This window comes from Lactococcus sp. SK2-659 (genome assembly GCF_020218185.2).
GTDB lineage: Bacteria > Bacillota > Bacilli > Lactobacillales > Streptococcaceae > Lactococcus > Lactococcus lactis.
In genome coordinates, this window is record NZ_JAIWQZ020000007.1 from 1 (window position 1) to 18,958 (window position 18,958).

At 36.4% G+C, this 18,958-nt stretch carries 17 protein-coding genes and 3 pseudogenes; 13 read left to right on the forward strand and 7 right to left on the reverse strand.

Features of this window, described 5'->3' with window-relative positions; all coding sequences use genetic code 11:
• Nucleotides 1-651 precede the first annotated feature (651 nt).
• Nucleotides 652-1,185, reverse strand: a complete 534-nt coding sequence (locus tag LDP15_RS11900) for an acyl-CoA thioesterase (protein WP_180259970.1) — start codon at nt 1,183-1,185, stop codon at nt 652-654.
• A gap of 164 nt (nt 1,186-1,349) precedes the next feature.
• Nucleotides 1,350-1,472 (reverse strand): annotated as a pseudogene (locus LDP15_RS11905) (IS3 family transposase); the annotation flags it as partial.
• Nucleotides 1,473-1,656: 184 nt separating this feature from the next.
• On the opposite strand from LDP15_RS11905, the gene LDP15_RS11910 reads away from it, so the two are divergent.
• From LDP15_RS11910 to LDP15_RS11970, 13 genes and pseudogenes are all read left to right on the forward strand, one after another.
• A complete protein-coding gene (locus LDP15_RS11910; protein WP_225513608.1) occupies nt 1,657-1,980 on the forward strand; it encodes a cytochrome B in 324 nt (107 codons plus the stop codon).
• Between the two features lie 100 nt (nt 1,981-2,080).
• Entirely contained in the window at nt 2,081-2,446 is a 366-nt protein-coding gene (gene mobC / locus LDP15_RS11915) for a plasmid mobilization relaxosome protein MobC (RefSeq protein ID WP_002339183.1), read from the forward strand.
• Entirely contained in the window at nt 2,425-3,657 is a 1,233-nt protein-coding gene (locus tag LDP15_RS11920) for a relaxase/mobilization nuclease domain-containing protein (protein ID WP_225513609.1), read from the forward strand. Before mobC ends, LDP15_RS11920 begins: the two co-directional genes overlap by 22 nt.
• Entirely contained in the window at nt 3,654-4,277 is a 624-nt protein-coding gene (locus LDP15_RS11925) for a hypothetical protein (RefSeq protein ID WP_046124046.1), read from the forward strand. Before LDP15_RS11920 ends, LDP15_RS11925 begins: the two co-directional genes overlap by 4 nt.
• Nucleotides 4,278-4,293: 16 nt before the next feature.
• Nucleotides 4,294-4,896, forward strand: coding sequence for a protein adenylyltransferase Fic (fic, locus tag LDP15_RS11930; RefSeq protein ID WP_003131447.1), 603 nt, complete (start codon nt 4,294-4,296; stop codon nt 4,894-4,896).
• Between the two features lie 380 nt (nt 4,897-5,276).
• Nucleotides 5,277-6,434 carry a RepB family plasmid replication initiator protein gene (locus tag LDP15_RS11935; protein ID WP_225513616.1) on the forward strand — a complete coding sequence of 386 codons (1,158 nt, stop codon included), beginning with the start codon at nt 5,277-5,279 and terminating at the stop codon, nt 6,432-6,434.
• Nucleotides 6,434-7,297: a hypothetical protein gene (locus tag LDP15_RS11940; RefSeq protein WP_373442500.1), complete on the forward strand. Its 864-nt coding sequence runs from the start codon at nt 6,434-6,436 to the stop codon at nt 7,295-7,297. Before LDP15_RS11935 ends, LDP15_RS11940 begins: the two co-directional genes overlap by 1 nt.
• Nucleotides 7,298-7,479: 182 nt before the next feature.
• Nucleotides 7,480-8,337, forward strand: a complete 858-nt coding sequence (locus LDP15_RS11945; protein WP_017865367.1) for an AraC family transcriptional regulator — start codon at nt 7,480-7,482, stop codon at nt 8,335-8,337.
• 107 nt (nt 8,338-8,444) lie between these two features.
• Nucleotides 8,445-8,540, forward strand: a pseudogene (locus tag LDP15_RS11950) (IS6 family transposase); the annotation flags it as partial.
• A 167-nt stretch (nt 8,541-8,707) separates the two neighbouring features.
• Nucleotides 8,708-10,885 carry a dynamin family protein gene (locus LDP15_RS11955; RefSeq protein WP_255596502.1) on the forward strand — a complete coding sequence of 726 codons (2,178 nt, stop codon included), beginning with the start codon at nt 8,708-8,710 and terminating at the stop codon, nt 10,883-10,885.
• A gap of 80 nt (nt 10,886-10,965) precedes the next feature.
• Complete coding sequence (locus tag LDP15_RS11960; RefSeq protein ID WP_225513606.1) at nt 10,966-11,646, forward strand: IS6 family transposase; 681 nt, start codon at nt 10,966-10,968, stop codon at nt 11,644-11,646.
• A gap of 8 nt (nt 11,647-11,654) precedes the next feature.
• Entirely contained in the window at nt 11,655-11,840 is a 186-nt protein-coding gene (locus LDP15_RS11965; protein WP_225513605.1) for a hypothetical protein, read from the forward strand.
• Nucleotides 11,841-12,352: 512 nt separating this feature from the next.
• Nucleotides 12,353-13,465, forward strand: a pseudogene (locus tag LDP15_RS11970) (IS3 family transposase).
• 16 nt (nt 13,466-13,481) lie between these two features.
• Here the strand turns inward: LDP15_RS11970 and LDP15_RS11975 are convergent.
• The 5 genes from LDP15_RS11975 to glpK all read right to left on the reverse strand — a co-directional run bounded on the left by LDP15_RS11975 (nt 13,482) and on the right by glpK (nt 18,595).
• Complete coding sequence (locus LDP15_RS11975) at nt 13,482-13,832, reverse strand: hypothetical protein (protein ID WP_333485524.1); 351 nt, start codon at nt 13,830-13,832, stop codon at nt 13,482-13,484.
• A 113-nt stretch (nt 13,833-13,945) separates the two neighbouring features.
• Nucleotides 13,946-14,338 carry a hypothetical protein gene (locus tag LDP15_RS11980; RefSeq protein ID WP_373442501.1) on the reverse strand — a complete coding sequence of 131 codons (393 nt, stop codon included), beginning with the start codon at nt 14,336-14,338 and terminating at the stop codon, nt 13,946-13,948.
• A gap of 105 nt (nt 14,339-14,443) precedes the next feature.
• Nucleotides 14,444-15,181 carry an MIP/aquaporin family protein gene (locus LDP15_RS11985; RefSeq protein WP_004257908.1) on the reverse strand — a complete coding sequence of 246 codons (738 nt, stop codon included), beginning with the start codon at nt 15,179-15,181 and terminating at the stop codon, nt 14,444-14,446.
• A 51-nt stretch (nt 15,182-15,232) separates the two neighbouring features.
• Entirely contained in the window at nt 15,233-17,062 is a 1,830-nt protein-coding gene (glpO, locus tag LDP15_RS11990; protein ID WP_225513611.1) for a type 1 glycerol-3-phosphate oxidase, read from the reverse strand.
• Nucleotides 17,063-17,098: 36 nt separating this feature from the next.
• Nucleotides 17,099-18,595 carry a glycerol kinase GlpK gene (gene glpK / locus LDP15_RS11995; protein WP_225513610.1) on the reverse strand — a complete coding sequence of 499 codons (1,497 nt, stop codon included), beginning with the start codon at nt 18,593-18,595 and terminating at the stop codon, nt 17,099-17,101.
• Nucleotides 18,596-18,958: the final 363 nt, after the last annotated feature.

An 18,958-nucleotide genomic window follows, 5' to 3' on the forward strand; every position in this document is an offset into this window, starting at 1 on the left:
CTTTGTAGGAATGAAACACTTTGAGCAGTCCTATAAGCTCATATTTTGCTTTCTAAGCGATTTTAAAATCGTTTTGGATATATTTTACCGAACGGATATAAAAAAAGCAAATACAAGCGTTTCAGTAAGAAATTTGTTAAGAACACAAAAAAAGCACTCTTTGACAAGTGCTTTTCTGATATTCAACCGATTGTTATTGCGATAAGACTGTTTTAAAGCTCTTTTTTTAAACGAAACTTAAAACGCCTTCAATCGTTTTACTTTTAACCATGACTTATGACCTCCTCTAAAAGCACTATTCATCAGCACTCAAAAAAGAGCTCACAACTGTTAAGTTATGCATACATATGAGTTTGTTTAATAAGATATTCTATAAACTCAAATGTGCGAAGAAACTAAAAAAGCCCTAAACGAGCGTTTATGAGGCTTACAAAGAATAGAAATATTGTTTGTTTATGGATTATATAACAAAAAATAAAGTTCAAATCTCTTATATGGATTTTAGGGGGTTATGTGTACGCTGGGCCAAGAAATGGAACACTCTTCGGCTTTTCGGTCTCTACTGAAATCAAAATCTTAATGGGAATATCAGCCTAAGATAATTGAAATTCAGAGAGGTTGTATTTTATTTTAAAACTTCGCAACAGAACCTTAATTTTCAAACCAAGGGAGGTCCGTTGATAATTTAGAAGCGAATGCTTTGTAGTCATTACGATCTTCTAAACGACGAAGACGCCTTTCTTCATAACCAGAACAAACCAATTTTTCTTCTTGAGTTTCTGGTACAACTTTTGGTACAGTAAATTTAATTTCAACATTCATGTGTGAAGGAATTGCAACAAATGTGGTAAAACAAGTTGCTGCAAGATAGCGATCGCCAGTAACAAGATTTTCTCCAATCACTTTAACAAAAACTTCCATTGACTTGTGATGAGTTCCAGAGACATAAGACTCAATACACACAGAATGGTTTTCGTGCAGAGGCTTAAGAAAAATAAGATTATCAAGAGAAGCTGTAACGGCTCCTCTTCTACAATGTCTTGATACCGAAATAGAAGCTGCATCATCAATGAGAGATGTTAGTTTGCCTCCGAATAAAAAGCCAAATGGATTTAAGTCGAACGGAAATATACGATGAGTTTCGATAACAAAAGATTGTTTACAATTTTTTGTGTGATTTTTCATTTTCATTATTACAATTATAATAAATCACCACTAAAAAAACAATAGTACCTGTTTTGAATTCCATTTCTTACTAAATTAGAGAAGTAGAATAAACTAGAAACGCACTTTTAAAGTGCTCATTAACTAGAAAGTCAACGGGAAACTAGACACGGAGTTAAGAGAATTTAATAATTATATTTTTCAAAGTCTTTTGAAGACTTATAATCAAGAGCTGGATGCATCCTTTTTGTATTGTAATAGGTCTCAATGTATTTAAAAATTTATTGAGTAGCCTCAGCAACCTGCTCAAGTTCTTCGAAAGACGAGAAGATATGTCCATAATAAATTTTTAAAACTTTGCAACAGAACCGTTTAGAACTTAGTAGTCACCCAAAAACGACTACTTTTTTTGTTGAATCGTCCAAGGACGATTCGATGCTTTTGACTTGTAAGAACAGGATTGAATGAAGCCATACTGTTCGCATATTTTTAGTGGATGAACAAACAAAATACGAGAGTTTTTTTGTTCGTTCATCCATGGTTTTAGAAAAAAGAGGGACGATTTCGGAAGAAGAAAATCGTCTCTTTTTTTCTTCTTTTTGTATGACAAAAAGAAAGATCTTTTGCCCATTTTATTTTTATAAAATGGGTAGGTGGCGTTTGCGTAAAGCAAATCGACACAATCCAAAGGGGATAAAAGGGGAAATTGAAACTTCCCCATTTTCAAGCCACATTGTAATACAAGAACGAAGTGCTTTGTATTACAATGTGATAGCTTGCAGTATTTATGGCTTTATATGGTCTATTTTGTTATAATGATTGTAACCGAATAGGGCGCAATGCTTATTACAAAATCAATGACAAAGGGCGATTGAGGAATGAGTGCTGGGGCATTTTATCTTTGAGGAGGCTATTTATGGATCAGAAAGAAGTATCACAAAATCAAACAAAGTACATTCAATTTAGATTATCTGAAGAACAATACAATAAGCTGAAAATTTCAGGAGAAACATATGGACTCTCTCCGAATCTTTATGCGAAAAAATTAGCACAAAAATCTCATTTAAAAAAACCTTATCTCGAACATGACCAAGCGAAATCTTTATTATTAGAACTCTCAAAACAAGGAACCAATTTAAATCAAATCGCCAAGAAACTCAATCAATTCGATCGGATGGACAACCAAGATAAAGAACTGATCGAGGCTTTACGCTATACATACGGAGTACTCGCTCAAGCTCAAAAGGGATATCAAGAGTTATGGCAACAATTGCAAAAATAAGCAATGGCGCAAGTGCAGCGAGCGCCCTTAATTATGCTTTAGGTCAAGACAGACCCATGCATGAAAAAACTGAACAGTGGCTACAAGATCATCAATTGGAACGTCCTGTGGAGCTGACAAATTGTCGGGCAGTTGCCGTGGGTGGAACCAACGGGATTGATCCCTTTATTGCCAAAGAACAATTCGATGTCGTTCGACAACTTCATAACCAAACCAAAGAATCCAATCAAGTCTTGCGTATTACCCAATCTTTCGCCTTAGATGAACTGAATCCGAAAGTTCAAAAAGACTGGCAAAAAGCCAATGATTTAGGCGTTGAGTTAGCAGAAAACCTTTATCCTAACCATCAAAGCGCTGTTTATACGCATTTAGACGGAAAAAATCACGTCTTACACAACCACATCATTGTCAATAAGGTCAATTTAGAGACAGGAAAGAAATTAAGAGAACAAAAAGGAGAAAGCGTTCAACGAGCACGAGAAATGAATGATCGACTCGCTTCTCGAGAAAACTGGCACATTTTAGAGCCACCAAAAGAGCGCCAAACAGAGACAGAAAAAGAACTAATCGCCAAAAATGAGTATTCTTACATGGATGATTTGAGAGAAAGAATCAATAAATCGCTTCAAGACGTCTCTGTGAGCTCATATGAGACGTTTAAAGAGCGCTTATCCGATAATGGTGTAATTCTATCAGAAAGAGCTCAAACGTTCTCATATGCCTTTTTAGACGCCAATAACAAGCAAAGACGAGCACGAGAGGCCCGATTGGGTTCTGATTTTGGAAGGGAGACCATTTTACATGAGTTGGAAAACCGAACAAGACAAAACGAATTTAGCGCTTTTGAACAACGAGAATCAGCGATTACTCCGCTTGAGCGAGACACTCAACAAAGAGAATCAGAAATTGTTAGCCTTGAACAAGCAATTGAACCAAGAAAATCAGAAGCTCTCAAACGAGAATCAACAATTAATCGATTTATTGACACACTCAAACAGCTTGCAGGACGAGTACCACAGCTTACTCAACGTGTTACAAGAAAATTAAAGCAAACAAAAGATAAAATACTCGATGATTTTGAACGTCGCTTTTCAAAGGACATGAAAAATTACGAGAAAGAACAACAGAAAAGCCTAGAAAAACAAGCGAATAGAGACGTACAGTCCGAAAAGAAACCAACAAAAGATCATGATCGGGGGATGAGTCGATGAATAAAGATGAACAACTCGTTGTTCAAGTATTAAATGCTTATAAAAATGGCAAAATTGATTTCAGTAACGTTCCAGAACTAGACCGCTTAGTCCGTCAAGAAGTTAATAAAGACTTTCGGGACTACCAAGAAAAAATAGAAGCTGTTGCGAATCAAAAAATTGAGTCTGCCATTCAAGAACAACTCCATCGTTTAGAGGCAGAAAGTTTAAAAGCAGACATACTGAAAGACATTCAAGTTGAAAAACAAGCATTACTCGCTTTGAAAAAAGAACTGAATGAACAAAAAGAGCAGATAAAAGCAGATCGCAAACGTGAGATTGTCGAACGTTACGGTATTCTGATTGCGAACATTGTCTGCCTGTTCTGTTTCTTAGTTGTCGGTATTCTCATCGGACGATGGATTTATAAAGGGATCTGGGATGGTTGGGGTTTGCATATTTTGTATGACACAGTGATGGAGATACAGCCTAAACATCCTTATGGGGCAGTCATTCTTGGATTAGGTGGATTTGGATTAATCGGTGCTGGCATCTATGGCAGTTTTCGATTAATGTATACCGCTTCAACATGGTTTGATCAACGTCCAAAAATTTTCAAAAGAATCTTTCCGAAAAAATAGAGAGTGAGGGGATATTTTGGTTTTAGATAATAAATTAGGCTTAACAAATTCAGCAGAATTAGCTAAACAAGAAGAGTTATTAACGAAAAAAAGAGCCAAAGAATTGTTTGAGTCTGGCAAAATAGAGGATCTGGAAATTGGGACGTTTCAAGGATTATCTGATATTCATCAGTTTTTATTCCAAGATATTTACGACTTTGCAGGAAAAATTCGAGAAGTGAATATTGCGAAAGGAAACTTTCAATTTGCGCCACGTATTTTTTTAGCGCAAACACTTGAATATATTGATAAATTACCTCAAGAAACATTTGATGAAATTATTGATAAGTATTCGGATATGAATGTGGCGCATCCTTTTAGGGAAGGCAATGGACGAGCCACTCGTATCTGGTTGGATTTAATTCTTAAAAATAAACTACACAAAATCGTTGATTGGAATCAAATTGATAAGGATGAATATTTAAATGCCATGATCCGTAGTACAGTCAGCACCAATGAATTAAAATATTTGATTCAAAAGGCTTTAACCGATGATTTAGGAAAAGAACAATTCTTTAAAGGAATTGATGCGAGTTATTATTACGAGGGCTATTACGAAATTAAAACAGAAGATTTATAAATAACCGATACAAACAGACTGATCAAATTCTATATTGATTCGTCTGTTTGCTTACGGGATGATTTTTACTTTTGATTTTAAATTTTTGAAAAAATAAAAAAAGGCGAAGCCTATATTAATTTATCATATATATTTTAATCTTTTGTTCTTTTGCGTGGTGAAAAAGTCAATGTTTCCGCCAATTATATAAATTATACCAAGACAAAAAACAATGTATACCAAGACAAAAAACAATGTATACCAAGACAAAAAACAATGTATACCAAGACAATTTATCAAAAAATGTCTTGGTATGTGATATAATAAAAGCATAGAGAAATCAGACGGCAAAATCAGTTTCTCTATGCTTAACCAAAATTACTCATAAGGAGCAACTTCTCATGGAAATTATATCAAAAAATGAACGAAACAACAATGAAAGGACAGTGTGTTCTTTGAAAGAAATAGAGAAAAGAAAAATTGTTGAGCATAACGACCTCATCACAAGTGTTGCCAAAATGGATAAAGTCCCTTTAAAGATTTTTGAGTTGGCAGTATCTTGTATTGATACGGAAAACTTACCCAAAGACAATATTATTTATTTATCAAAGGCTGAATTGTTTACTTTTTTTGATGTATCAGATAATGGGAAACATACACGTTTTAAAGAAGCCATTGAAAAAATGCAAAAACAAGCTTTTTTTGAAATTAAAGAAGTTAAGGGCAAAGGATACAACGTAAAAAGTATCGTTCCTATCCCTTATGTGGAATGGAATAGCTACAATGATATGGTTACTTTACAATTTCAACCGCAAATTATGCCTTACTTGATTGAGTTGAAAAAGAATTTTACGCAATATGCCTTATCTGATGTCATGGAGTTAAACAGTAAGTACAGTATTATTCTTTATAAATGGTTATCAATGAATTACAACCAGTACGAGCATTACAGTGTCAAAGGAGGGCGGAGAACAGAGCAAGTGGAAAGCTACCGCAATCCGTCAATTAAAGTTAGTGAGTTACGTATACTTACTGACACAATGAACGAATATAAGAATTTTACAGACTTCAATAGACGAGTTTTAAAAGAACCTTTAGAAGAAATCAGCGCCCATACGTCCTTTAATGTGACCTATGACAAAATCAAAGCAGGGCGTTCGATTGACAGCATACAGTTTCATATTGAAAAGAAACGCCGAGCAGACGATAACAGCTATAAGTTAGAAGATAAAGATTATCAATCCAAAAAAGAGGAAAAATCAAGAAATGAAGCTGACTTACTAAAACAGGCAATGGAAAGTAAGTACACACGATTATTGATTGAAAACTTTCTCTTATCCCCTCTTGAAATGACGGACACGGCACTTATGGCAGGTTTGCAAAAAAATGTCTATCCGCTTTATGACGAGTTAAAGGAATTAAGAGGATTGAATGGGGTCAAAGACCACTTGTCTTATGTATCTAGCAAACAAGAAGCCTATTCTAAACGCAATGTAGCGAAGTATCTGAAAAAAGCAATCGAGCAATATCTACCTACGGTTAAAAGGCAGGACTTATGATGAGTGAAAAGTTAAAGACAATCAAAGAGCTTGCTGACGAGTTGGGTGTTTCTAAACAGGGTGTTCGTTACCATATGAAGTCTATACCACAGAAAGAACTCAAAAAAAATAATAAAGGAATAGTTGTTTTAAATATTGAACAACAAAACTTTATAAAAAGAAAAGCTAAGTCAGACACAACGGTAAGTGGTAAGTCAGACACAGCGGTAAGTGGTAAGTCAGACACAACGGTAAGTGGTAAGTCAGACACAACGGTAAGTGGTAAGTCAGGCACAACGGTAAGTGGTAAGTCAGACACAGCGGTAAGTGGTAAGTCAGACACAGCAGTAAGTGGTAAGTCAGACACAGCGGTAAGTGGTAAGTCGGACACAGTAGTAAGTGGTAAGTCAGACACAGCAGTAAGTGGTAAGTCAGACACAGCGGTAAGTGGTAAGTCGGACACAGTAGTAAGTGGTAAGTCAGACACAGTAGTAAGATATAAGCAAGAAATAAGTTTTTTAGAAGAAAAGAATTTATTAAAAGATAATCAGATAGACTATTTAAAACAACAGATAAAGAATTATGAAAACCAAGCAAATAATTTAATCGAAGTACAGAAGCAAACACAAAATCTTTTAGATCAACAACAACGACTAGCCTTACAAGATAAAAAGTTGTTAGAAGAATACAAAGCGGAGAATGATAGCTTAAAAGCTCTCAAAATGCCCACAGAGGACACGAAAGAAGAACAGGTAGAACATCAACCGCAAGAGAAATTAGAAGCGCTGAAAAGTGAAATTAAGACCTTGCAGGAACAGCTAAACGAACAAGCAACGATAGAACCACAAGAAGCCCCTAGAAAGTGGTGGAAATTTTGGAAATAGAAAGTCTTTTAAAAAGATAGAACAGTCTAAAGCATAAGAACATTATAGTGAAATATTCTTTGGATCGTTTCTAAAATCAACTAGCCCCATGGGGAATATCTAACAATTTTTGCCAAAATTTATCCAGTTTGTTTAAAAAAAATTGATTATGATAGTATCAAGAAGAAGAGAGTGAGAAATAGATGAATGAATTTTCTGCTATTATTAATTACATTGAGGAACACTTAGAAGATAACATCGATATGAAAAAAATAGAGCAACTTGCTAGAGTTTCTGAGTATAATTTTCAAAAGATTTTTTCTGTTCTTTCTGGTTTAACTTTAGGTGATTATATCAGAAAAAGACGTCTTTCTAAATCACTATATGATTTAAGAGAAACCGATGAAAAAATAATCGATATTGCTTTTAAATATGGTTACAGTTCATCAGAAAGTTATAGCAGAAGCTTTCAACAACTTTTCAATATCTCTCCTTCTAAGGCACGTAAAGAACAACATGAGTTAACTATTTTCCCTAAGTTGTCTATTCGTGTCCAAATAAAAGGAGGCATTCAAATGAATTATTTAATTACAAACAAACCAGAAATGATGATCACGGGTATTAAAGAAAGTTATCCTAATATCACAGTCGGACAAGCTAGCATTCCTAAGTTTTGGGATAGATTTAATGAATCTGATTTATTTAATCAAGTAATTAATGAAAAATCAGAGCACTCACCTAATACTATTTTAGGTATTTGTTTACCTCGAGAAGGTGAGGCGTATGATTATTTTATTGGGGTCTACACTGATGAAAAAACAACTGCTGATAAGCTAGAAACAATTACACTTCCTGCTTCTGACTGGGCAGTATTTAAAGCTGTCGGTAAAGTCCCTGAAGCTATTCATCAAACGTATCAAGATATTTATGAATCTTTCTTTCCAAGTACCACTTACACTCAAAAAAAGGCTCCGGATTTTGAATCTTACCCACTTGATCTTAACCCAATGTCAGAAAATCATATAACAGAAATTTGGATTCCTATTCATAAGAATAATTAAGGGTCTAAAATTATATAATAGCCCCTTAGAAATGCAATAAAAACAGCCCCTATTATCTAACACTTAGATAATAGGGGCTGTTTTCTTATTTTTTTTTAATATAACCCGTCCAAGGAATATACAAAAAGAACTGAAGAAATGGAATGCTTTTCGGATTTTCAGTATCAACTGAAATAAAAGTCTTAATGGGTATACCGGCTTAAGGACATGAGAGGTTAGAAATCTTAGGTTTGATTTTCAAACTTTGCAACATAACCCTTGACATTATATAGCAATAAATGTAGAATGAGTTTAGAAAAACTATACAGGTATAGTTTTTCTAAACAGAAAGAGAGGTAAAGCTATTTTAGATTTATCAAATTTGAAGCTTTTGAGAGAACGTTCGGGTATGACTCAAGAAGATATAGCCGTTAGGTTGGGTACTACTAAAGGTAGTATATCAAATTGGGAGGCAAATCCACAGAATTTATCCATTATCAAGCTCAAACAGTATTTAGACGTGGTTGGAGGGACACTATCCGACTTTGAAAAAAAAGGAAAAGGTACAACAATGAAAATTAGCGTAAACACAGATATGATTCAATTTAGAACAGATTTAATGAATACAATGGATAAATTAAAAAATTCAAGAGCTAAACAAGGAAATTCTTTGACGCTTGATACGGCTTTTGAAACAGCCATGACGGACTTAAAAAAACTACAATTAGAATCTAGAAAAGCAAGGGTACTGGTCGTAGGACCGTCTGATGCTGGTAAAAGTACGTTTATTAATAAACTTCTAGGTGAAAACGTAGTACCATCTCATTGGACCCCCGCTACCGGAATGGCTATTAAAATAATCCACTCATCTGAAAAACCTGAATGGGTAACAGGAAATACTTTAATTGTTAAGAATGACTTAAAAGTAGATAAAGCACCTGCTGAACCCTTTAACCTTAGAGACCGGAAATACTTTGATGAGCACGTTAAGCTGGAAGGAGGACGAGATATTGTCGAGGCTTATGGTGAACGTGAAGGAGATAAGTACAACTCTGAATTAGCTGAAGAGGAAATGATCTTCACTTATGTCGATTCTGAAATTTTGAATACTATTGATATTTATGATACTCCAGGTACAGCTGCTGGTGAAGATGAAACAAGTGAAATGGATGAGCAGATTTCTGCTGATATGCGTAATAACGCTGATGCAGTTATCTACTTGATGACTGCTAATCAATTTCTTCATAGACAAGATTTTCAATTGCTACGCCGTGATATTGAACGACTCCCGTCATTATTTGATGGTAAAAATGGTCTAGGAAAATTATCTAACCTATTTATTGTAGCATCACAGGCTGATATAATAGATAGTGAAGAAGATCGTAATCGTATTTTGATTAATGGTGCAAAAAGATTTTCAAAGACACTTAGTACCGAATTCTTTGATCGTTTAAACTGTACTCCTGAAGATTTAAGCAAGCGGTTCTTTGCGTTATCGAACAAGGTAGGTAAAGAAGATATTTCATACAAATTTGAAAAAGATTTTGAAACATTTATTAAAGAATCTCAAAATATTATACTTAATGATTCTATACTTAAACGAAATCAGCTTGTACGTTTTCATATCTCTGAAATAGAGAAAGGAATTTCAAAAGTTGAAGAAGATAGGATTAACCATGAAAAATTAGTTAATGAAGCTAAAGAAAAAGAAGCTTATCTCCCTACAATATTGAAAGGAAATCAAGATTTATCAAATAAACTTAAGAAAGAACTAAAGCAATCAAAATCTATTGCAGAATCAAAATTTAAGTTATATTATACACAACTCCTTAACAAAGACAGCCTTTTACAAGAGATAGAGAGTGGGGGGTACAAGAATAGTAAGGATGATAAAGAAATATTCGCAAATAAAATTTCTAATTTACTTGCGGATAAGTACAAAGGGATCCTTGATGAAGAGGCTTCAAAATTTGAAGATACAATAAATAAACTTTCAGAAAAAATTCAAATATCTACTCAAATTCCCACTTCATTTTTCGATTTTAAAGCAGCAACTTTAGGACTAGTAGCTTCTGGAGTTACCGCAGGGGCTTTTGCAGTCGTTGCAGCAGGAATAACAAGCAACCTAGGTTTATATATTCTCGTTGCTCAAGTTGGTGGCCTTCTTACATCTGCTGGGATTATTTCTTCACCAATAATAGCAACTACAGCTGTATCAGCATTAGGCGGGCCCGTAGCATGGGTAATTGGTATTGCTGCTCTTGTTGGTGGAGCAATTTATGGACTATTCCATCGTAATGCATGGAAAGGGAAATTAGCTCAGTCACTTATTGAAGGTTATGAAAACCAAGATGCACTTGGACAATATCTTGATGGCATAGAAACTTTTATCAAGGATACAGAAAAAGGTGTAGACGATATTAAAAAAGGGCTAGATATTGCAGCTAAAGAAGATGTTAAGTTGTCAAAGTTGCGGGCAGAAGCTAACCCACAAGATTTTGATAATGAAATAAAGCAACTAAAAGGTTTTGAATCAAGTTTCAAAGAAGTTACATCTAATTATCATTAAACAAAAGGTTCTGTTGCAAAGTTTTAAATCTACTATCAAATAAGGTAGAATAATAGGAAAAGATAGCAGGAGGAATGACGATGAATCATTTTAAAGGAAAGCAATTTCAGCAGGATGTGATTATTGTAGCCGTGGGCTACTATCTTCGTTATAACCTTAGCTATCGTGAAGTTCAAGAAATCTTATATGATCGTGGCATTAACGTTTCTCATACGACGATTTATCGTTGGGTGCAAGAATATGGCAAACGACTCTATCAAATTTGGAAAAAGAAAAATAGACAGTCCTTCTATTCGTGGAAAATGGATGAGACCTATATCAAAATTAAGGGGCGTTGGCATTATCTCTATCGAGCGATTGATGCGGACGGTTTAACCTTAGATATCTGGTTACGAAAGAAACGAGATTCACAAGCCGCTTATGCTTTTTTAAAACGACTCCATAAACAATTTGGACATCCTAGAGTCATCGTAACAGATAAAGCTCCCTCTATTGGATCTGCCTTTAAAAAGTTACAAAGAAACGGGTTATACACCAAAACAGAGCATCGAACCGTGAAATATCTTAACAATTTAATAGAACAAGACCATCGACCAATTAAACGACGGAATAAATTTTATCGAAGTCTACGTACTGCCTCAACCACGATTAAGGGCATGGAGACCCTTCGAGGAATATACAAAAAGAACCGAAGAAATGGAACACTCTTCGGCTTTTCAGTTTCTACTGAAATCAAAATATTAATGGGAATACCTGCTTAAATTGACGGTTGGTCAGAGATAGTGTTTTTGAGTTTCAGACTTTGCAACAGAACCCTCTTGCTACACGTCTTTATTCAGAAACTAAAAATCAAGCATTAATCGCTAATCAATTAGGTCATACCGATTTAAATACTTCTGCGATTTATATCTCCATTGTTGATGATGAAAACAGAAAAGGGCTTGACCAATTATAAAATAAAACAAATAAAAAAAGCCTAGAAAACTAGGCTTTTTCACATAAAATCATGCAATTTTATCAAAAGTTTTGTTATACTAATAAGGTAGAAGTTTAATAGACGGTGGCTCTGAAAGGTGGTGAGGCTTATGAAAGTAAGTTCAAAATCCAACGGAAAGGAGCACTCTTATAATGAGTGTAGCAATGTTAGTGACTGCAATTTGTAGTTTTCTGATAAGTTTGCTTACATTTATTGTTTTGTTGATTGAAAAAATCACGAAAAAATAAGAACCGTCTGACTTTAGCACGTTAACGGTTCTTAGAACTAACAAATGCTACCGACTTTTAATCGGCTACACTAGGACTTGTTACTAGCAAGTCCTTTTTCTTTACCATCATTATATCATACAATGTTTTAATAGACAACAGTGTAATTTCTAAAATCTTTGTTGATTGAAAAAATAATAAAATACTGATGTTATCCTTAAATCTTAGAGTCACTATTGTATAATTTAGACAAAGGACAAAAACATGAAAAAACGCTACTCAAAAGAATTTAAAGAAACCCTTATCGCCTTCTATCATTCTGGTCAATCCGTCACCCAGCTGTCTAAAGAATACGACGTGGCCCCTGCAACAATTTATAAATGGATCGACCTCTACTCTAAATCTAATGAAAGCTCCGTCTCTAAAGCTGATTTTCTAGAATTAAAAAGACAACTGGCTAAAGTTAAGGAAGAACGAGACATCTTAAAAAAAGTATTGACCATATTCGCCGAGAAAAAGAAGTAAGTGCTGCGGATATGGCTCAAACCATACAAACTTTAGCACTCAATGTCAGACTCAGTTGTCAACTTCTTGGGGTTCCTGAATCAAGTTATTATGAACGGATTAATCGACGTCCATCCAAAACTCAATTAAGAAGACAACACTTGACACTTAAGATTGTCCAACTTTTCAAGGTGAATCGGGGAATCTATGGAGCACCTAAGATTCATCACCTTTTACTCAATCAAGGGGAAAAAGTAGGGATAAAGCTCGTACAAAAAATAATGAAACAACTTCAGCTCAAGTCCGTCGTCGTTAAAAAATTTAAACCCGGACACTCCGTAAGTGATGGTATTAACAGAAAGAACCTTATACAAAATGAGCCTAAAAAGATAAATAAGGTTTGGGCAACTGATATTACTTATATTCCTACTCAACAAGGCTGGGTTTATCTCTCAACCATTATGGATCGTTATACTAAAAAAGTCATTGCTTGGGATTTAGGAAAGCGAATGACTGTAGAATTAGTGCAAAGGACTTTGAATAAGGCAATGGAATCACAAAATTATCCAGAAGCTGTGATGCTTCATTCTGACCAAGGAAGTCAGTATACGAGTCATGAGTATGAAGAGACAATAAAAAAACTCTGGAATGACTCACTCCTTCAGTCGTAAGGGCTATCCTTATCATAATGCCAGTCTTGAATCTTGGCATGGACATTTAAAAAGAGAGTGGGTCTATCAATTTAAATATAAGAACTTTGAAGAAGCCTATCAGAGTATTTTCTGGTATATTGAAGCCTTTTATAATTCAAAACGCATCCATCAGAGTTTAGGGTATCTTACGCCTAATCAATTTGAAAAAGAAATCGCTTAAAATAAATACATTAAAATTATACGTTTTTGACTCTAATAAATTGACTTAACGTCAGAGACTCTCTAGTTATATTTTTAAGTGTTTCAAATACGGATTGGTGACTTGCCAAGTACTCTTTAACGCTAAAGATACCACGTCCTAGCTTTTGACCGTTAAAGGAGTACCACTCGTTCATTTTCTTAACTACTCCCATTTGAATCGCTAACGTGACCACATCAATTTCCTGAGAAAATCCATCACCAAAAACATTAATAACAGTTGGCTTTTTATACGGTGCTGATACTTTAGTTTTAACGGTATGAAGCGTGGTTTTCTTACCGATAGTATCAATGCCATCTTTGATTTTTTCTCCTGATTTAACTTCAATCCGTACAGAAGAATAAAATTTTAGTGCTGCCCCCCTGGAGTGGTTTCTTTATTTAAGAATAGTCCACTCATGGTTGAACGCACTTGATTGATGAAGATAATGACCGTCTTTGTTTAGTTGACTTTTGAAACGAGCTTAGAGAGCTGTTCTGACATCATTTTAGCTTGCTGACCTGGAATACTCACTCCATCTATCTCTAAAGCAGGTGTCAGAGCAGCAACCGAATCGACAACAATTAAATCAAAGGCTCCTGTTTTGATAAACTCGTTAATCATATTGAAGGCCTCTTCGCCTGTATCTGGTTGAACGAATATCAAACTTTCCGATTTTACCTCAAGGTTTTCAGAGGATTCTGCCCCGAACAGTCCTATAAAACGTCCTTTTGCATAACCACCAGTTCCAATTGCACAGTCTAATGACAGAATGCCAGTAAGTAGTGCCTGAACATGCTGGACAGACTTCCCATCATCATCAAGAATTATATTTGAATTAAATTTTTTCTCAATTGATTATGTGACTTTGATTATAGAAAATTTTTTCTTATGGCTCATTTATTTTTAAAAAAAAGAGTTAGAACTTTGTCTAACTCTTTTTTTGTATATTATTTCAGTTTATTTACTTGCAAATTGAATAACCATGTTAAAGAGAAGGGCGCCCAAGCTACCTCCAATGATTGGACCTACGACAGGAATCCATGCGTAAGACCAGTCTGAATCCCCTTTGCCTTTGATAGGCAAGATAGCGTGCATGATACGGGGACCTAAGTCACGTGCGGGATTTAAAGAGTATCCTGTTGTTGCACCAAGTGATAAACCAATAGCTGTGATGATAGCACCCACTAAAAGAGGTGAAACACCTGAAGTTTGCGTAATTGCGTATTGACCAAAGGCCAGAATACCTGTCGTTAAGACTGCTGTTCCCACAATCTCACTGATTAAGTTTGAACTCGTCTGGCGAATGGCAGGACCTGTAGAAAATGTCCCCAAGATATCTGCTGGATTTTTAGTTTCCGCATAGTGAGGGTAAAACATCAGATAGAGGATAATACTGGCCACCATTGCCCCGAGCATTTGTGCGATAATATAGGGGAAGACCAGACTCCAGCTAAAGCTGCCAATCATTGCCATTGCAATTGTTACTGCTGGATTCAAGTGGGCAGGCGACATAAATCCGGAAACATAAACCCCCATCATTACTGCAAAGCCCCAACCGAGTGTGATGGCAACCCAACCCGCTCCTGTAGCTTTCGTCTTGTTCAGGACAACGCCTGAAACCACACCGTTACCAAGAAGGATTAAGATAAATGTGCCTAAAAATTCACCAAGTAACTGTACCATTTCTGAGTGCATATTGACTCCTTTTTTCTATTTTTTATTTGTTTCAATTATTTTTGCATTTTTTTACTTCTTCAAGTCCGACAAGTCAGATTCACGAAGTGCTTCTTCCAAAGCTTTTTCTTGTTCTGCCTTTTCTTCTACAGACCAGCCAAGGTAGTCCGCCATGGCATTGACAACATGTACCTTGATAGCATCTACTTCTTCACGCATAAACAAAATATGGTTGGTACGACGAAGCAAGTAGTCCACTGGTGTTAAGATCATTTCATCCTCAAGCGCATAGTGAAGACGTGCGGATTCGGCTAGAGATAAGCCTTCGTAAGCTTCCATTTCAGAAGCATAGGCAAAGACTTGGAGTGCATTCATACCATAAAAGTCAGCAATGTATTTTGCTTCTTCTTCTGTAAGACCTGCAGCGACACCAACTTTCATGTTTTCAGCAACAACTTCTTCAACTTTAGTTGGGTCAAATTCGCCACCAGAGATTTGGTATTTTTTAGAGTCAATAGGTTCGTATTTCAAACCAAAGTCCTCCTCAAGCAATTGGCAAATAAGCTCCATCGCACCTGCCGCCATTTTACGGTAGTCCGTGATTTTACCACCCGCTAAAGTAATCAAACCATCGCTCTCGCGTTCAAGTGAGCTCCCACGAGAAACGGAAGATGGTGCATCTCCTTTTTCGGAAAGGCTTGATTCCATATTGTTCAACAAATGCTCCACTTCGGCTTTTGTTGCTGTTTTATTTTTATAGCGGAGCACCGCCTCAACGACAGCGTTAAAGCTGGTTTCAGAGACCGCACCATTATCACCGCCGTTATAGTCTGATCCAGAATTTCCGCCTAACAATGGACGCAATCCTGCCCATGAAGCTTCGATGTCATTAATCGTAATATTTGCTTCTGGGTAACGGAAATTAATAACATCCAAGAGGTAATCTACATCTTCTTGAGTTACTTTTGGATCGGTAAAGTCGCCATGATAATCCGTATCTGTCGTACCAAAATAAGTTTTATTTTCACGTGGAATGGCAAAGACCATGCGTTTATCGTGTTTGCCTGTATCAAAATAAGTTGGTTGTGGTACAGGCAATTTGGCCGCATCTACTACAAGATGGACACCTTTTGTTGGACGCATTTTGGGCACGATGGGACGAGTGAAGTTCAGGTAACGGATCTTATCTACCCAAGGTCCACTTGTGTTAATCACAAGTTTAGCTTTGACTTCAATGACTTGATCTGTCAACAAATCACGCGCACGAATACCAGAAATTTGTCCATCCGTATAGATAAAATCAATCACTTTCATCTTGCTTATGGCTTGGGCACCGTCTTCCACAGCTTTTTTGATGTTATCAATCACCAAGCGGGCATCGTTGTTACGGTAGTCAAGATAGACTCCAGCCCCTTGCAAACCTTTTTTCTTGATGAGTGGCTCGCGGCGCAGGACTTCTTCTGGTGAGATAGTGTAGTTGGCATATGGCGAATCTTCATCCACACCGGCCAAACGGTCATACAAATCCATCGCAATTTTCACAGAAAACATATCAAACGTTGTCTTGCCTTCATCATCGTAGATAGGAAGTAACATCGGATCTGGCTTAGGAATATGTGGCGCAATGCCTTGAACAACAGCGCGTTCTGAAACTGTATCGGAAACGACTTCGACATCGAAGTTTTTGAGGTAACGGATGCCACCATGCACGAGTTTTGTTGAGCGTGAGGATGTCCCTTCTGAGAAATCCTGCATTTCAAGTACAGCAACTTTCATGCCAGCAGCCGCCGCTTGTAATGTCAAACCAGCACCAGTGATCCCTCCTCCGATAACGAGTAAATCCATCTCTTCATTTTGAATTTTTGTGATTGCTTCTTGTCTTGTTTTTTTAGAAAAAGCCATTTCTATTCTCCTTTTAGATTACTGTCTGATTGATTATTATTTGAAAGCACGTGTCGCATTCACGGCTTTTTTCCAACCGGCATAGAGTTCTTCTCTACGTTCTTCTTGCATCTGAGTTTGGAAAATTTTGCCCGGTTCATAGGATTCTTTAAGCTCTTCTAAGTCTTTCCAGAAACCAACGGCAAGTCCTGCAAGGAAGGCTGCACCAAGTGCTGTCGTTTCCAAATCACCCGCACGTTGGATTGGGATATTCAAGATATCAGCTTGGAACTGCATCAAATATTCATTGTTTGCAGCGCCACCGTCTACCTTGAGCACAGACATATCAATTCCTGTATCTTCTTTCATGGTGCTGACTACATCACGAACTTGATAAGCTATCCCTTGTAAGGTTGCTTTCACAATATCTTCTTTTGTCGTTCCACGTGTCAAGCCAAACATCGCACCACGCGCCTCTTGGTCCCAATACGGAGCACCAAGGCCGACAAAAGCTGGCACCACATAAACTTCATCTTGACTCCTAGACTGGAGTGCCACTTCTTCGGAATCACTGGCACGTTCCAACATTTTCAAACCATCACGTAACCATTGGATAGAGGATCCCGCAACAAAGATGCTTCCTTCTAAGGCGTAATAAACTTTTCCATTAATGCCATAACCAATCGTTGTAAGCATATTATTTTTCGAAATATGTGGTTTCTCACCTGTGTTCATGACGATAAACGAACCTGTACCATAGGTATTTTTAATCATTCCAGGTTCAAAGGCCATTTGACCAAATAATGCAGCTTGCTGGTCCCCTGCCATACCTGAGATTGGCACTTCAGAGCCAAAGAAATGGAAACCTTTAGTCACGCCGTAAACTTCTGAGTTGGACTTGACTTCTGGAAGCATTGAAGCTGGGATATTAAGAATTTTCAGGATTTCTTCGTCCCATTTCAACTCATGAATGTTGTAGAGCATGGTACGGCTGGCATTAGAATAGTCAGTATAGTGTGCATCACCATCTGTCAACTTCCACAAGAGCCATGTATCGATGGTTCCAAAGAGGAGCTCTCCGCGTTCTGCACGCTCTTGTGCTCCTTCGACATGGTCAAGGATCCAACGAATTTTTGTGGCTGAAAAATATGAATCGACAATAAGTCCTGTCTTTTTATGGAAGAGTTCCTCATGTCCTGCTTCTTTAAGACCATTGGCAATATCGGCAGATTGACGAGATTGCCAAACGATGGCATGGTAGATTGGTATACCTGTTTTTTTATCCCAGATAATGGTAGTTTCACGTTGGTTAGTAATACCGATACCCGCAACCTGTACAGGCTTAATCCCCGACTCGATAAAAGCCCCTGCGATAACAGACTGAACAGAGTTCCAAATTTCGTTGGCATCATGTTCCACCCAACCTTCTTTAGGAAAGTACTGTGTAAATTCCTTTTGGGAGCTGCCGATATGTTTACCATGTTTATCAAATATAATAGCTCTTGAGCTTGTTGTACCTTGGTCAATTGCCATAATGTAAGAAGTTTCTGTCATGTTGTTTCTCCTTTGTAAGCGTTTTCTATGATTTATATTATAGCATTTTAAAACGAATAGAAACTTTCATTTTTTATCAAATTCAAAAAAAAATTGGCAGTCGAAAATAAACAACAGATTCGCATAGAAAAATTACTTGAATTTGGGCAGTTTGTGCTTACTAAGAAATAATGAGAGAGGGAGTCTCTACCCCAATTTAATTTTAAACTTATTTGAGTTGCTATTCTTAATTCTTCATCTATTCTGTAATAAATTCAGTGAGAAAATGCTAAATAATGGGACCGCAGTAATATATTCATAAATGTAAAATAATATTCACGTGAAAACATAAAAAAAGAGGAGAGCACCCCTCTTTCGTGTTTC

What these genes read in the sequence shown, in the direction of transcription:
- LDP15_RS11900 (WP_180259970.1), bottom strand. Translation starts at nt 1,185, where the DNA reads ATGAAAAATCACACAAAAAATTGTAAACAATCTTTTGTTATCGAAACT.
- mobC (WP_002339183.1), top strand. Translation starts at nt 2,081, where the DNA reads ATGGATCAGAAAGAAGTATCACAAAATCAAACAAAGTACATTCAATTT.
- LDP15_RS11920 (WP_225513609.1), top strand. Translation starts at nt 2,425, where the DNA reads ATGGCAACAATTGCAAAAATAAGCAATGGCGCAAGTGCAGCGAGCGCC.
- LDP15_RS11925 (WP_046124046.1), top strand. Translation starts at nt 3,654, where the DNA reads ATGAATAAAGATGAACAACTCGTTGTTCAAGTATTAAATGCTTATAAA.
- LDP15_RS11935 (WP_225513616.1), top strand. Translation starts at nt 5,277, where the DNA reads ATGGAAATTATATCAAAAAATGAACGAAACAACAATGAAAGGACAGTG.
- LDP15_RS11940 (WP_373442500.1), top strand. Translation starts at nt 6,434, where the DNA reads ATGAGTGAAAAGTTAAAGACAATCAAAGAGCTTGCTGACGAGTTGGGT.
- LDP15_RS11945 (WP_017865367.1), top strand. Translation starts at nt 7,480, where the DNA reads ATGAATGAATTTTCTGCTATTATTAATTACATTGAGGAACACTTAGAA.
- LDP15_RS11960 (WP_225513606.1), top strand. Translation starts at nt 10,966, where the DNA reads ATGAATCATTTTAAAGGAAAGCAATTTCAGCAGGATGTGATTATTGTA.
- LDP15_RS11985 (WP_004257908.1), bottom strand. Translation starts at nt 15,181, where the DNA reads ATGCACTCAGAAATGGTACAGTTACTTGGTGAATTTTTAGGCACATTT.
- glpO (WP_225513611.1), bottom strand. Translation starts at nt 17,062, where the DNA reads ATGGCTTTTTCTAAAAAAACAAGACAAGAAGCAATCACAAAAATTCAA.
- glpK (WP_225513610.1), bottom strand. Translation starts at nt 18,595, where the DNA reads ATGACAGAAACTTCTTACATTATGGCAATTGACCAAGGTACAACAAGC.